This window comes from Pseudomonas brassicae, assembly GCF_010671725.1.
Taxonomy (GTDB): domain Bacteria; phylum Pseudomonadota; class Gammaproteobacteria; order Pseudomonadales; family Pseudomonadaceae; genus Aquipseudomonas; species Aquipseudomonas brassicae.
This window is the reverse complement of sequence record NZ_JAAHBU010000373.1, coordinates 1-14,944: the sequence shown is the minus strand read 5'-3', so window position 1 is coordinate 14,944 and position 14,944 is coordinate 1. Positions and strand designations below refer to the sequence as shown.

Annotated in this window: 3 protein-coding genes and 6 pseudogenes; 3 read left to right on the top strand and 6 right to left on the bottom strand. The window is 63.9% G+C overall.

Features of this window, described 5'->3' with window-relative positions; genetic code table 11:
* Positions 1-38: 38 nt before the first annotated feature.
* From selO to betI, 6 genes and pseudogenes are all read right to left on the bottom strand, one after another.
* Positions 39-1,500: pseudogene (gene selO, locus G3436_RS21975) on the bottom strand (protein adenylyltransferase SelO).
* Positions 1,497-4,827: pseudogene (gene mscK / locus G3436_RS21970) on the bottom strand (mechanosensitive channel MscK). Before mscK ends, selO begins: the two co-directional pseudogenes overlap by 4 nt.
* 36 nt (positions 4,828-4,863) lie before the next feature.
* Positions 4,864-6,606 carry a potassium/proton antiporter gene (locus G3436_RS21965; RefSeq protein ID WP_163949420.1) on the bottom strand — a complete coding sequence of 581 codons (1,743 nt, stop codon included), beginning with the start codon at positions 6,604-6,606 and terminating at the stop codon, positions 4,864-4,866.
* A gap of 273 nt (positions 6,607-6,879) precedes the next feature.
* Positions 6,880-8,576 (bottom strand): annotated as a pseudogene (gene betA / locus G3436_RS21960) (choline dehydrogenase).
* 81 nt (positions 8,577-8,657) lie between these two features.
* Positions 8,658-10,129: pseudogene (gene betB / locus G3436_RS21955) on the bottom strand (betaine-aldehyde dehydrogenase).
* Positions 10,130-10,158: 29 nt separating this feature from the next.
* A pseudogene (betI, locus tag G3436_RS21950) lies at positions 10,159-10,825 on the bottom strand (transcriptional regulator BetI).
* Between the two features lie 423 nt (positions 10,826-11,248).
* Here betI and betT point away from each other — a divergent pair.
* The 3 genes and pseudogenes from betT (at position 11,249) to G3436_RS29065 (ending at position 14,739) form a co-directional block, all read left to right on the top strand.
* Complete coding sequence (gene betT / locus G3436_RS21945; protein WP_163949416.1) at positions 11,249-13,252, top strand: choline BCCT transporter BetT; 2,004 nt, start codon at positions 11,249-11,251, stop codon at positions 13,250-13,252.
* Positions 13,253-13,628: 376 nt separating this feature from the next.
* Positions 13,629-13,972: pseudogene (locus G3436_RS21940) on the top strand (contractile injection system protein, VgrG/Pvc8 family); the annotation flags it as partial.
* Positions 13,973-14,367: 395 nt separating this feature from the next.
* Positions 14,368-14,739 (top strand): DUF7668 domain-containing protein, encoded by a 372-nt coding sequence (locus tag G3436_RS29065; protein ID WP_420801242.1) that lies wholly within the window; start codon positions 14,368-14,370, stop codon positions 14,737-14,739.
* Positions 14,740-14,944: the final 205 nt, after the last annotated feature.

Below are 14,944 nucleotides of genomic sequence, written 5' to 3'. Positions count from 1 at the left end.
TTGCCAGCGAAGAGGCCGGTGCAGTCAAACCAGGTACATCAGGATGAGCAACTGATCTCCAGGTGCTTGCCCCACTCCGGTGGCCGCTCGGCATAGGCCTGCATGCCCGGCTGTTCGTCGAACGGCCGCGTCAGCACCTGGTGCAAGCGCCGCACCTCTTCGTAATCCCCACCCTCGGCTGCTTCGATGGCACGTTGGGCCAGGTAGTTGCGCAGGATGTACAGCGGGTTGACCGCATGCATCCGTTCGCGCCGCCCCTGGGCATTGCCCGGCTCTTCAGCCAATCGCGCCAGGTACGCCACCGCCCAGGCGTCGAACCCGGCCAGGTCGACAAAATCATCGCGCACCACCTGCACCGCGTCGCCTGCCGGCTGGTCGCCCAGCTTCCTGAAGAACAGCGTGTAATCCACCGACCCTTTCTGCATCAGTTCCAGCAGACGCTCCACCAGCGCCATGTCGTTGTCGCGCGCCTCGGTCAGCCCCAGACGCCGGCGCATCAGGTCCAGGTAATGCGCCTGGTACAACGGCAGGAACAGGCCCAGCGCCTCTTTCAACGCCTCCACACTGATCAACGGCGTCAGCGCCTGGGCCAGCGCGCTGAGGTTCCAGTGCGCGACCGGCACCTGGTTGCTGAAGCTGTAGCGCCCCTGATCATCGGAGTGGTTGCAGATGAAGCCGGCATCGAAATCATCGAGGAAGGCGAACGGCCCGAAATCGAAGGTGATGCCCAGGATCGACAGGTTGTCGGTGTTCATCACCCCATGGCAGAAGCCATAGGCCTGCCAGCGCGCAATCAGCTCGGCATTGCGCTCGACAATGGTCCTGAACATCGCCAGGTACGGCTCGGGCTGCTCGCGGCATTCGGCAAAGTGCAGGTTCAGTACATGCTCGGCCAGCTCGCGCTGCTGTTCGGGCTGGCGGGTGTGAGTAGAAGTACTCGAAATGGCCGAAGCGGATGTGGCTCGGGGCCAGGCGCAGCACCATGGCCGCGCGCTCCTGGGTTTCGCGCCATACCGGCGTGCTCGAGCCGATCACGCACAGGGCGCGGCTGCTGGGGATGCCCAGCGCGTGCAACGCCTCGGACGCCAGGAACTCGCGAATCGAGGAGCGCAGTACCGCGCGGCCATCGCCCATGCGCGAGTACGGCGTCTGGCCCGCGCCCTTGAGGTGCAGGTCCCAGTGCTCGCCGGCAGCGTTGTAGACCTCGCCCAGCAGCAACCCGCGGCCGTCGCCCAGGCGCGGGTTGTACGCGCCGAACTGATGCCCCGAATAGACCATGGCCCGCGGCTCGGCCTCGGCCCACAGCTTGTGCCCGCTGAACAGCTCGGCGAACACCGGCGAGCACGCTTGGGTGGGGTCCAGGTCGAGCAGCGCCATGGCCGCATCGCTGGCCACGACCAGGCGCGGCTCGGCAATCGGCTCGGGCAGCACATGGGTGGAGAACGCATCGCCCAGGCGGGCGAAGCGGTTGTCGAAGGTCAGCTCATCAAGGGCTTTCAACGGCCATCTCCTGAAGCGTCGGTGGGCGGATCGGGCAGCACGGTCTTGTTCGGCGCTTCGACCGGCACCATCTTGTACTCCTGGCCCTGCATGTTCTTCAGGTACACCTCCATCTGGCGGAACGAGATGTTGATGTGCTGCTTCTTGAACTCTTTGTTGATGTAGCGGTTGATCTCGTCGAGCACCGGGTTGCGGTCGCCCAGGTCACGTACGTGCATGCGCAGTTCGTGGTCCAGGGTACTTTCGCCGAAGTTCAGGAAGTACACGATCGGCGCGGCTCCTTGAGTACCCGCGGGTTCTCGTTGGCCGCCTGCAGCAGCAGGTGCGCACCAGGTCCAGGTCCGAGCCGTAGTCCACGCCCAGCTTGAGGGTCACCCGGGTGATGGTGTCGGTCAGCGACCAGTTGATCAGTTGCCCGGTGATGAAGGTCTTGTTGGGGACGATGATGTCCTTGCGGTCGAAGTCGGTGATGGTGGTGGCGCGAATGCGGATCTTGCTCACCGTGCCCGACAGGTTGCCGATGGTGATGGTGTCGCCGATGCGCACCGGGCGTTCGAACAGGATCATGATGCCGGAGATGAAGTTGGCGAAGATTTCCTGCATGCCGAAGCCCAGGCCCACCGACAGCGCCGCCACCAGCCATTGCAGCTTGTCCCAGCTCACCCCGAGGGTCGACAGCGTGGTGACGAAGCCGACCCCGGCAATCACGTACGACAGCAGCGTGGTGGTGGCGTAGGCGCTGCCCTGGGCCAGGTTCAGGCGTGACAGCACCAGCACTTCGAGCAGGCCCGGCAGGTTGCCGGCCAAGGCAAAGGTGATGCCGACGATCACCAGCGCACCCAGCAGGTCGCCCAGGCTGATCGGCACCATGCTCATGGCCGCGCCGGTGCCGCTGGTGTACTCGTACAGGGTGATGTTGTCGAGGTAGGCGAACACGCTGATCAGGTCGGCCCACACCCAGTACAGCGCGGCCATGAAGCCACCCAGCAGCGCCAGGCGGATCAGGCGCAGCGACTGCTGGTTGACCTGCTCGATGTCCAGGGTCGGCTCTTCGACGATCACTTCGCCGTCCAGCCCTTCCTTGGTCGCGTTACGCTTGCTCAGCGCGCGCTGGTAGGCCAGGCGCCGCGCGGCCACGGCCAGGCCGCGCACGAAGGCGGCCTCGATCACCAGCCAGAACATCAGCAGGTAGAGCGTGTCGATCAGGCGGTCGGTGAGCTTGAGCGCGGTGTAGTAGTAGCCAAAGCACACGGCGATGAACAGCGCCACCGGCAAGGCGGTGAACGCCACACCCACCGCCTTGCGGAACAGCGAGGTGTTGCGGTGGGTGGGGCTGCTCAGCAGCAGGCGGCTGAGCAGCCAGGCCATCAGTGCGTAGCAGGTCAGCACCACGCCGATGCCGAGCACGTCTTCGGCCAGCGCCGAGGGCTGATGCTCGGCCACCGCGACCACGCCGACCAGCGCCAGCACCACGCTGCCCAGGCGGCGGATCCAGCCGCGCAGGAACTCGACCTGGGGCTTCTCCCAGCGAAAATGCAGCTCGGCCACGCCACCGGGTGCCAGGATGCGGTAGGCGGTGTAGAACACCAGCCAGGCCTGGGCGATCTGCCACAGCGCGGCGCCGAGGTTGGCGTTCTGGCCGCGGGCGTCGATCTGCAGGGCGTAGCCGCACAGCGCCAGGCCCAGGCTCAATGGCATGGCCAGGAGGATGTTGATCAGGATCGCCTGGGGCGTGTGCCACTGGCTGTCACGCTTGAAGTGGCCGACATCCTGGTGAACCTTGCTCAGGCGCGCATACAGGTACTTGCGCCGCCACAGCAGGGCGCCGATCAGCAGCAGCAGCGGCAGGAACAGCAGCGGGCGCTGGGTCAGGCCGTCGGCCAGCTCGTTGATGCCGGAGCCCCACGGCAGGCTCACCACCTGCTTTTGCAGGCGCTCGGGTACGCTGCGCAACCATTCCACGTCCAGCGGCTTGTTGCTCGGGATCCAGAACATCTGCTCGTCGAGGGTGCCGCGCAGGTTCTGCGCGGTGCTCAGCAATTGCTTCTGGTTCAGTTGCAGGGTGATCGATTCGTTGAGCAGGGCGCTCAGCTCGCGGTTCAGGCGTTCGAGCAGGTCGCTGCGGGTGATCGCTACCTCCAGCAGCGCCTTGCGCAACTGCGGGGTAACGCTCTCGGGCGGCTGGGTCCCGAGCAGCTTTTCGACATAGCTGCTGGGGCTGCTGATCTGTTCGCGCTGCTGGTTGACCTCGAACTGGTACAGGCGGATGTCAGCGATCTGGTCGGCCAGGTCGCGGTCGACCTTCAGGTGCGGCAGCGCCTGCTTCTGTTTGTAGAGGATCTTGGACAGCAGCAGGCTGCCCTTGAGCACGCTGATCTGCTCGTCCAGGGCCTGGTCGGCCTGGGTCAGGCTGTCGAGCTGCTGCTTGGTCTTGAGGTTCTGCTGGGTCAGCTCGTTGAGCCGGTCGGTGCTGCGCAACAGGTAGTCGGAGAGCTTGAGGTTGGCCGCGCTTTCGGTGGCCAGCACGCTGCTGCCGCCGGCCTTCTGCGCCTCGATGGACTGCTCGGTGACGGTTTGCTGGGACTGCGCCAGGCGCTTCTGGTTGATCAGCGTCTGCAGGTCCTGGATCTCTTGTTCCAGGCGCGTGGCGCGCTCGATCAGCAGGTCGTGCTGGCTGTTGCCCAGGTCTTGCAGCAGGCTGTTGCCGGCCAGTTCCTGGCGGCGCAGCAGGGTCAGCGAGGTGAGCGAGGCCAGTTCGGCGTTGAGCTGGTTGCGCTGCTCGGCCGACAGCGTCTTGCCGTTGTCCTTGCCCAGCTTGAGCGTGCTGTTGATCTGCTGGGTGCGGGTCTGGTTGCTGCTGATCTCGGCCTGGGCGCGCTCGGGGCGGGTCTGCGAATTGATGATCAGGCTGTTGGCTTCGGACAGCGCCTTTTGCAGCTCGCCCTGCTGGGTGGTGCGCTCGGACAGCAGTTGCTCCAGCTGCGGCACGTTCAGCGCCGCGTAGCGCTGGGCCACCGGGATCGTCTTGCTGTCCTTGAGCTTGGTCAGCTCGCGCAGGTTTTCGCTGGTCTGGCGTGGCGCGTCGGTCAGTTGCAGCTTGAGCGCGGCCAGGCGCTTGTCGTAGTCCTCGCGCGAGGCGAGAAACCCCAGGGTCTGTTCCAGCACCTGCTGCAGGGCCTTCTGGTCTGCCTCGGGCAGCTTGCGCTCGGCGATCTTGTCCAGGCTGTGCTGGACACTCGCAGTGGAAGGCGGCTCCGCCGCGTGGGCGAGGGAGAGGGACAGGCACAGCCCGAGCAGGGCTGCGCTAAAAACAGTGCGCAGGGACATAGGCAGACGTCGTAGAACCGGGCAGAGAATCGAAGTTTAAAGGAACAACCCGGGGCCGGGTCGAGAACCTTCGGGGAATTTGATCCCCACTTTGAGGATCTTGTTCCCTTCCATCAGCGCAACGGTCCACAAGGTGCTGTTCCATTCGATCTGGTCGCCCACCACCGGCGCACCGCCGACCTTCTGCACGATGAAGCGCGCCAGCGGCATGTGCGGGTCCTGGCCGTCGAGCTGCAAACCGTACAACGCCGCTACAGCCCCCAGTTCTGCGTCGCCTTCGAGCACGAAGTCGCCGAAGAAGCGCAGGTCGAGGCCGCGCTGCGGCGCCTGGCTGAACAGCTTGCCCAGTGCCGGCAGGTTGTGTTCGTGGCCGATCACGCACAGCAGGTCACCCACCTCCAGGGTGGTACTTCCCGACGGATGGAGCAGTTGCTGGCCACGAAACAGCGCGGCGATACGCGTGCCCTCGGGCATTTTCAGCTCGCGCAGGGCGGCGCCGATGCACCACTTCTCTGCACCGAGGCGGTACACGAACAGCTCCCACTCGCTGGTGATGTGCACTTCCAGGGCCGAGCGCGAAATGGGCGCGGGGTCCGGCGGTACGGTCACCTTGAGCAGGCGCGCCACCCACGGCAGGCTGGTGCCCTGCACCAGCAGCGATACCAGCACGATGAAGAACGCCAGGTTGAAGTACAGCTGCGCGTCGGGCAGGCCGGCCATCAGCGGGAACACCGCAAGGATGATCGGGACCGCGCCACGCAGGCCGACCCATGAGATGAATACTTTTTCGCGGCCATGGAAGGCCTTGAACGGCAGCAGCCCGACCATTACCGACAGCGGCCGTGCGAACAAAATCATCCACAGTGCCAGGCCCAGTGCCGGCAGGGCGATGGGCAGCAGGTCGTGGGGCGTGACCAGCAGGCCCAGCACCAGGAACATGCCGATCTGTGCCAGCCAGGCCATGCCGTCGAGCATGTGCAGGATGCCGTGGCGGCTGCGGATCGGCCGGTTGCCCAGCACCAGGCCGCACAGGTACACCGCGAGGAAGCCGCTGCCGTGCAGGGCGTTGGTCAGCGCGAACACCGCCAGGCCACCGCTGATCACCAGGATCGGGTACAGGCCGCCGGCCAGGTTCATGCGGTTGACCAACTGCAGCATCAGCCAGCCGCCACCCAGGCCGAGCAGGCTGCCGATGCCGAACTCGCGCAGCAGGTGCCCGAGCAGGCCCCAGTGCAGGCCGTTCTGGCCGCTGGCGATCATTTCGATCAGGGTCACGGTGAGGAACACCGCCATCGGGTCGTTGCTGCCCGACTCGATTTCCAGGGTGGCGGTGACCCGTTCGTTCAGGCCCTTGCCGCCCAGCAGCGAGAACACTGCGGCGGCGTCGGTTGAGCCGACGATGGCGCCGATCAGCAGGCCCTGCATCAGGTTCAGGTCGAACAGCCAGGCGGCGGCCAGGCCGGTGAGGCCGGTGGTGATCATCACCCCCACCGTGGCCAGCGAGAGCGCCGGCCACAGGGCTACGCGAAAGCTCGAGACCCGCGTGCGCAGGCCGCCGTCGAGCAGGATCACGGCCAGCGCCAGGTTGCCCACCAGGTAGGCGGTCGGGTAATTGTTGAAGATGATGCCGCCGCCGTCGACGCCGGCGACCATGCCCACGGCCAGGATGATCACCAGGATCGGGATGCCCAGGCGTGAGGAGAGTGAACTGACCAGGATACTTGCACCTACCAGCAATGCGCCGATCAAGAACAGGCTATTGATGGTGGACGCATCCAAAGGCAGTACTCCAGGGCAGTGCAGAAAAAGGTCGACTTGCTTTTTGCCTGACTTCGGCTAGCAGGTCGCGTGCCAAGGATTCTAACCTGATGAGTTAGCGGGCTGTAAAGCGATTATCGCGGGTACAAAAAAAGCACCGCCCGGGTGCTTGATCTGCTGTTGCCAATACGGATGCTTTCGCTGGCAAGCCAGCTCCCACAGGTACCGCGCTGCCCTCAAGAGCAGTGATAAACCTGTGGGGGCTGGCTTGCCAGCGAAGGGGGCTGCGGGGTCTTAAGCCTGCGCCACCTCGCGCAGCGCCTTGCCCTTGACCGGCGCACCATTGGCCACATAGTACGTGGCCGTGCTGCGTGGCAGTGGCTGACGGCCACGGATCTTGTCGGCGATTTTCTCGGCCATCATGATCGTCGGCGCGTTCAGGTTGCCGGTGGTGATGATCGGCATGATCGAGGCGTCGACCACGCGCAGGCCCTGCATGCCATGCACGCGACCCTCGCCATCGACCACGGCCATCTCGTCGCTGCCCATCTTGCACGAGCACGATGGGTGGAAGGCCGTTTCGGCGTGCTCGCGGATAAAGGTATCCAGCTGCTCGTCGGTCTGCACCTCGGCGCCCGGGCTGATCTCGCGGCCACGGTAGGCGTCCAGCGCCGGCTGCGCCATGATCTCGCGGGTCAGGCGGATACCGTCACGGAACTCCTGCCAGTCCTGCTCGGTGGCCATGTAGTTGAACAGGATGCTCGGGTGCTGGCGCGGGTCGCGCGACTTGAGCTGGATACGACCGCGGCTAGGCGAACGCATCGAGCCCATGTGCGCCTGGAAGCCGTGCTCCTGTACACCGTTGCTGCCGTTGTAGTTGATCGCCACCGGCAGGAAGTGGTACTGGATGTTCGGCCACTCGAACTCAGGGCGCGAACGGATGAAACCGCCGGCCTCGAACTGGTTGCTGGCGCCGATGCCGGTGCCGGCGAACAGCCACTGTGCACCGATGGCCGGCTGGTTGTACCAGAGCAGCGACGGGTACAGCGACACCGGCTGGGTGCAGGCGTACTGCAGGTACAGCTCGAGGTGGTCCTGCAGGTTTTCACCCACGCCCGGCAGGTCGTGGACCACCGGAATGTTCAGGCTTTCGAGCAGGGCCGCCGGGCCGACGCCCGAGCGCTGCAGCAGTTGCGGCGAGGCGATGGCGCGCTGCACACGATGACTTCCTTGCGTGCACGCGCTTCGACGCGCTCTTCGCTGGCGCCCACCAGGTAGGTCACGCCCACGGCGCGCTTGCCTTCGAACAGCACGCGGTCGCTCAGGGCATGGGTGACGATGGTCAGGGTCGAGCGCTTCTTGGCGGTGTCCAGGTAACCGCGTGCGGTACTGGCGCGACGGCCGTTCGGCGTGACGGTACGGTCCATCGGGCCGAACCCTTCCTGCTGGTAGCCGTTGAGGTCTTCGGTACGCGGGTAACCGGCTTGCACGCCGGCCTCGACCATGGCGTGGAACAGCGGGTTGTTGCCGGCTTTGGGCGTGGTGACGCTGACCGGGCCTTCGCCGCCGTGGTAGTCGTTGGGGCCGATGTCACGGGTTTCCGCCTTGCGGAAGTACGGCAGGCAGTCCAGGTACGACCAGTCTTGCAGGCCTGGCAGCTTGGCCCAGCCGTCGTAGTCCATGGCATTGCCGCGGATGTAGCACATGCCGTTGATCAGCGACGAGCCACCCAGGCCCTTGCCGCGACCACACTCCATGCGGCGGCCGTCCATGTGCGGCTCCGGATCGGTCTCGTAGGCCCAGTTGTAACGCCGGCCCTGCAGCGGGAAGGCCAGCGCGGCCGGCATCTGGGTGCGGAAGTCGGCGCGGTAGTCCGGGCCGCCGGCTTCCAGCAGCAATACGGTGACGCCTTCGTCTTCGGTCAGGCGGGTCGCCAGGGTGTTACCGGCCGAGCCGGCCCCGACGATGATGTAGTCAAATACGTGGGACATGTTGCGTACCCTCATTGGCAGTGAGCAGGGGAGCGGGGGAGGCGCCCGGACCGTGCGGCCCGGGCGCGGCTACACGGGTGCTTAGAACACCGAGGCGTAGTTGCCCAGCTCGACCTGTACCGACTTGATGCGAGTGTACTGGGCCAGCGAGCTGACACCGTTTTCACGGCCGACACCGGATTGCTTGTAGCCACCGACCGGCATTTCGGCCGGCGATTCGCCCCAGGCGTTGATCCAGCAGATGCCCGCTTCCAGCTGGTGGATGATGCGGTGCGCGCGGCTGATGTCGTTGGTGCAGACACCGGCGGCCAGGCCGTACTCGGTGTCGTTGGCGCGGCGGATCACTTCTTCTTCGGTCTCGTAGGACAGGATGCTCATCACCGGGCCGAAGATCTCTTCCTTGACGATGGTCATGTCGTCGCGCAGTCGGTGAACACGGTCGGGGCCACGAAGGCGCCCTTGGCGAACTCACCGTCGGTCAGGCGCTCGCCGCCACACAGCACGCGGGCACCTTCTGCCTTGCCCTTGGCGATGTAGCCCAGCACGCTTTCCATGTGGGCGAAGCTGACCAGCGGGCCGAAGTTGGTGTTCTCGTCCTGCGGGTTGCCGACACGGATGCGGGCCACACGCTCGGCGATCTTGGCTTCGAATGCCGCTTTCATCGAGGCCGGGATGAACACGCGGGTGCCGTTGGTGCACACCTGGCCCGAGCTGTAGAAGTTGGCCATCATGGCGATGTCGGCGGCGCGGTCCAGGTCGGCATCTTCACAGATGATCAGTGGCGACTTGCCGCCCAGCTCCATGGTCACTTCCTTGAGCGAAGAGCTCGAAGCGCTGGCCATGACCTTCTTGCCGGTGGTGGTGCCGCCGGTGAAGGAGATCTTCTCGATGCGCGGGTGTTCGGTCAGCAGGCTGCCGACGTCGCGGCCGCTGCCGGTCAGTACGTTGAACACGCCGTCCGGCAGGCCGGCTTCGGTGTAGATCTCGGCCAGTTTCAGGGTGGTCAGCGAGGTGACTTCCGATGGCTTGAAGATCATCGCGTTGCCGGCGGCCAGGGCCGGGGCGGACTTCCACAGGGCGATCTGGATCGGGTAGTTCCACGCGCCGATACCCACGGTCACGCCCAGCGGCTCGCGGCGGGTATAGACGAACGAGCTGTCGCGCAGCGGGATCTGCTCGCCTTCGATCGCTGGCACCAGGCCTGCGTAGTATTCGAGCACGTCGGCACCGGTGACGATGTCGACGTAGCGGGTTTCGGAGTACGACTTGCCGGTGTCCAGGGTTTCCAGCGCGGCCAGCTCATCGTTGCGCTCGCGCAGGATGTCGACAGCGCGGCGCAGGATGCGCGAACGCTGCATGGCGGTCATGGCCGCCCAGACTTTCTGGCCACGTTCGGCGCTTTCTACCGCACGCTCGACGTCGGCTGCGTTGGCGCGTTGCACCTGGGCGAGGACTTCGCCGTTGGCCGGGTTGATGGCGTCGAAGGTGGCGCCGCTGGAAGCGTCGACATAACCACCATCAATGTAGAGTTTTTGCGTTTCGAAACGGGCCATAGTGTCCTCGCAAGTGCAGTGTGTGTTGGCTATGCGCGCTGTGCTCCTGCTTGTTTGGCAATCGCGACGCGCGGTGGTTCAGAGGCCTGGGGCTGTGTGTCCGGGCGCTGCTGTTTAGCCAGTTGTAGATCCATGTATTCGTAAGCGATTTGCTTTGCCTGGCCGGTGTCGAAGGCATCCCCCGACAGCGCGCCGCGCAGCCACAGCCCGTCGATCAGGGCAGCCAGTCCGCGGGCCGCGCTGCGTGCTTCAGGCAGGGGGCAGCGTGCGGCGGAACTGGCAGCACAGGTTGGAATACAAGCGGTGATCGTTGATCCGCTGCAACCGGTGCAAAGACGGCTGGTGCATGCTGGCGGCCCAGAAGGCCAGCCAGGTTTTCATTGCCGGGCCATTGACCTGACTGGCGTCGAAGTTGCCTTCGATGATCACCTGCAGGTGGGCCCGCGGGCTGTCGTCCGTGAGCGCCTGGCGGCGTGCCGAGACATTCTCGATCAGCACGTTCATCAGGTAGCGCATGGTCGCTGCGATCAGGCCGTTCTTGTCCTGAAAGTAGTGACTGATGATGCCGTTCGACACACCGGCCAAACGGGCGATCAGCGCAATGCTGGCATCCCCCAGGCCGACCTGATCGATGGCCGTCAAGGTGGCTTCGATCAACTGCTGGCGGCGGATGGGTTGCATACCGACCTTGGGCATCTTGCAAATCTCCTCAGGCCTTCGGGCAGACGACAAGCGGCTGCCTGGGCGAAGACCAGTCTATTTTGTTTTGATTGAACGTTCAATCAACAAAGAATAAGCTCTGCGACAATTCGCGCCATTGACAGGTTTTTTTGACCCTTCGCTGGCGCAGATTGGCACCCCAAAAAGACGTGTAACCCCCGAAATGCAAGGCGTGCACGGGTTTAAACGGAGCGTTGAACAGCAGTGCCCTGTGGTGTCGCACCGCGTGGCGAACCCTCATCGCGGGGTTCTTGGGCTGTTTTTTTCAACGTACCCGGTTTGGGATCACGGTTTTTCAAGGTGCTTTTATACCACCTGACGCAGTAGGGCTATTGCACCAATTGCGCGGGTTACGGGTCGTTTCGTGTTTTCTCTCGCACTGCCTGGAGCATCTGTGCAATGAGTTCTGCCTCCCTTATCAAGACCCCTGCCGAGAGGGTCCGGGTCAACAGCGTGGTGTTCTACACCTCGGCGCTGCTGATCCTGTTGTTGACTGCCTTGCTGATCGCTGCCCCGGACGCAGCGGGTCAAATACTCGGCCAGGCGCAAGCCTGGCTGTCACGCAGCTTCGGCTGGTACTACATGCTGGTGATCGGCGCCTACCTGGTGTTCGTCATCGGGCTGGCGTTTTCCTCGTACGGCAAGCTCAAGCTTGGCGGCAAGGACGACAAGCCCGACTTCAGCTACGGTGCCTGGGCCGGCATGCTGTTCTCCTCCGGTATCGGTATCTCGCTGCTGTACTTTGGCGCCTCCGAGCCGCTGGACCACTACTTCAACCCGCCCGAAGGCGCGCCGGCCAGCTTGCAGGCTGCCCGCCAGGGCATGCAGCTGACCTTCCTGCACTGGGGCCTGCACGGCTGGGCGATCTATGCCCTGGTCGGCCTGGCCGTGGCGTACTTCGCGTACCGCCACAACCAGCCGCTGGCCTTGCGTTCGGCGCTGTACCCGCTGGTGGGCGAGCGCTGGGTCAAGGGCGCTGCCGGCCACACGGTCGACATCTTCGGCATGTTCGTGACCCTGCTGGGCCTGGTGACCAACCTGGGCATCGGCGCGATGCAGGTGTCGTCGGGGCTGGAGTACCTGTTCGGCATGGCGCACAGCGACACCAACCTGCTGATCGTGATCCTGGTGATGAGCACCGTGGCCACGATTGCAGCGGTGTCGGGTGTGGAGAACGGCATTCGCCGCCTGTCCAACCTGAACATCCTGCTGTTCAGCGGCCTGCTGCTGTTCGTGCTGCTGTTCGGTGACACCCTGCACCTGCTCAACGGCTTCGTGCAGAACATCGGCGACTACCTCAACGGTGTGATTCTCAAGACCTTCGACCTGTACGTGTATGAAGGCGACAACGCCAGGTCCGAGGGCTGGCTGGGCCTGTGGACCCTGTTCTACTGGGCCTGGTGGATTTCCTGGGCCCCGTTCGTGGGCATGTTCATCGCGCGTATCTCGCGTGGGCGTACCGTGCGCGAGCTGGTGGCTGGCGTGCTGCTGATCCCGCTGGGCTTTACCCTGGCGTGGCTGTCGATCTTCGGCAACACCGCACTGGACCTGGTGATGAACCATGGCGCAGTGGAGCTTGGGCGCACGGCGGTGGAGCAGCCGGCCATGTCGATCTACCAGCTGCTGGAGCACTTCCCGGCGGCCAAGATCGTGGTCGGCGTGGCGGTGTTCGTCGGTTTCGTGCTGTTCCTGACCCCGGCAGACTCGGGTGCGGTGATGATGGCCAACCTGTCGTGCAAGGGCGGTGACGTGGACGAGGATGCGCCGCACTGGCTGCGTATCCTGTGGTCGGCGATCATCACCCTGGTGACCATCGGGCTGTTGCTGGTGGGCAACTTCCAGGCCATGCAGACCATGGTGGTACTGGCCGGCCTGCCGTTCTCGGTGGTGCTGGTGGTGTTCATGTTCGGTCTGTTCAAGGCCATGAAGCAGGACGCCCAGGTCGAGCAGGAGCAGGCGGAACTCGCCGCGCGCGGTCGTCGTGGTTTCAGCGAGCGCCTGTCGCAGCTGGACCTGCAGCCGACCCAGGCGATGGTGCAGCGCTTCATGGACAAGCAGGTCAGCCCGGCCTTGAAGGAAGCCGCGCTGCAGTTGCAGGGCATGGGCCTGCAGGTGCAGACCCGCCTTGGCCAGTCGCGTGAAGCGATGGGCTTGCGCATCGAGATGGAAGAGGGCAACCCGTTCGTCTACGAAGTGAGCCTGGACGGTTACCTGGCGGCGCCGAGCGAGGCACCGGTGGAGGGCGCCAGCGAAGTGCGCCAGCGTTACTACCGTGCCGAGGTGTACCTGCATAACGGCAGTCAGGAGTATGACCTGATGGGCTTTACCGCCGAGCAGATCACCCGTGACGTGCTGGACCAGTTCGAGAGCCACCGCCAGTTGCTGGGGCGTGTGTACAGCTGATTGCAGATGGCTGAATAGAGAAGGGCCCTGTCGGTGACGGCAGGGCCCTTTTTTGTAGCTGTTCATCGGCACCATTGGGTGCACTAAAAATCCAGACTAACGGTCAAATAAATTCAGTTTCACGCAGCGCTGTTAGCCAGGGAAATTGCGATTTTCCGTGTTTTACAGAATTGCAATAGCAAAAAACCGATTCTTCGATTTTTACCAACTGCGCAAGAAGGTCTGCGGTACTTCCGGCTCGGACGACTGGCGTACCCCGGTCGCCGGCTAAGCCTGCGCGTTAGTTCACTGCCCCGGCCAGCCGACCTGGCCGGTCGGGGCAGCCTGCCACTCAAGTTTTCAAGCACCCAAGTTTTTGCAGCAGGAGGACCATCGGATGTTCTCAGCGGCCAACCAGCTCCATTTCAGCCTGACCCTGGACGGGGTCGACAGCGACTTTCAGGTGCTGTCGTTCACCGGGCGCGAAGCGCTCAGCCAGCCGTTCGAGTTCGAACTGGAACTGGTCAGTGAAAGGGCTTCGCTGAACCTGGAAAACCTCCTGCACAAACTGGCCTTTTTGCAGCTGTCGCCCAGCGGCAGCGGCATTCACGGGCTGGTCTACAGCGCCGCGCAAGGGGCAGCCGGGCGGCGCTGTCGCGCTACCGCCTGATGCATTTCGAGAATGCGCGGCTGGCGGTGGAGTTTGCCTACGATGCCCTGGGCCGGCGACTGTTCAAGCATTCCAGTGCCCATTACAAGCCATGTCGCGAGGCCGGCTCGCAGTGGAACCGCAACGAACATGAGCGCAAGCAGCGTGAACTGGGGTGCGGCTTCACCCGGTATGGCTGGGACGGTGACCAGCTGGCGTGGGAGATCAGCCGGCGCAGTACGAGGGCGCCACCGGGCGCACGGTGCACTACCTGTTCGAACCGGGCAGCTTCGTGCCGGTGGCGCAGGCGGTAAGGCATGAAGGAACAGGGCGGTCAGTACGCGACAGGCTGCGGGACGTCAATTGATAGGAACATGTGCGCCGGGCATCATGTTAAGCGTGATCCCGCCGGCGGCCCCACTACATCGTCCAATCATGTCGAGGTCTGTTTGGATTTTCACAAACAATTGCATGCGAGAGAGGGGCAATGAATAAGACGGTCGTAGCTAAAGATAGCGAAAATGAGGTTCCAGTGCCGCAGGTTTGGCGGCCAACGCTCAGCGCCATCGTTGATGCCCTAATCCAAGGGGGCGAGCCATCGCTGCCGCAGCTAACGCTCCAATCTCCGGACGTATGGGCGCACGCCCAAGAGAGTATTCATGCGTATGGTGCACAACTAAGGAAGTTGCCAGATGAGTCCTGGAACTCTTCCGTCTGCATTTGGTACGGGGAATTTTGGGACGTTTTGGTTGATCTTTACACCGAGGAGGAGGGGAGAAGTGACTTGGTCCTTCAGGTTCACGTTTATGAAGTTGACGATGGATACCGATATGAGGTGGTTTTGGTGTACGTGCCGTAGCGTCTGCACGCCTGTCGGGATTTCATCGGTCTGTTGCTGGCGTCCTATTTAAACTTGCAAAGATGGTAGGCACCCCCGTCCAGGGCCGTTTTTGTTTTTTTCGCCGGCAATCCTCGACTCCGTCACAAACGCGCATGCCCCTGCAACAAAAGTCTCCAGTCACGGTCACACCCAGCCCCAGCCCCAGCCCCAGCCCAGCCCAGCC

Bases quoted from the DNA above. Each gene is read 5' to 3' on its own strand.
- betT (WP_163949416.1), top strand. From the start codon at position 11,249: ATGAGTTCTGCCTCCCTTATCAAGACCCCTGCCGAGAGGGTCCGGGTC.
- G3436_RS29065 (WP_420801242.1), top strand. From the start codon at position 14,368: ATGAATAAGACGGTCGTAGCTAAAGATAGCGAAAATGAGGTTCCAGTG.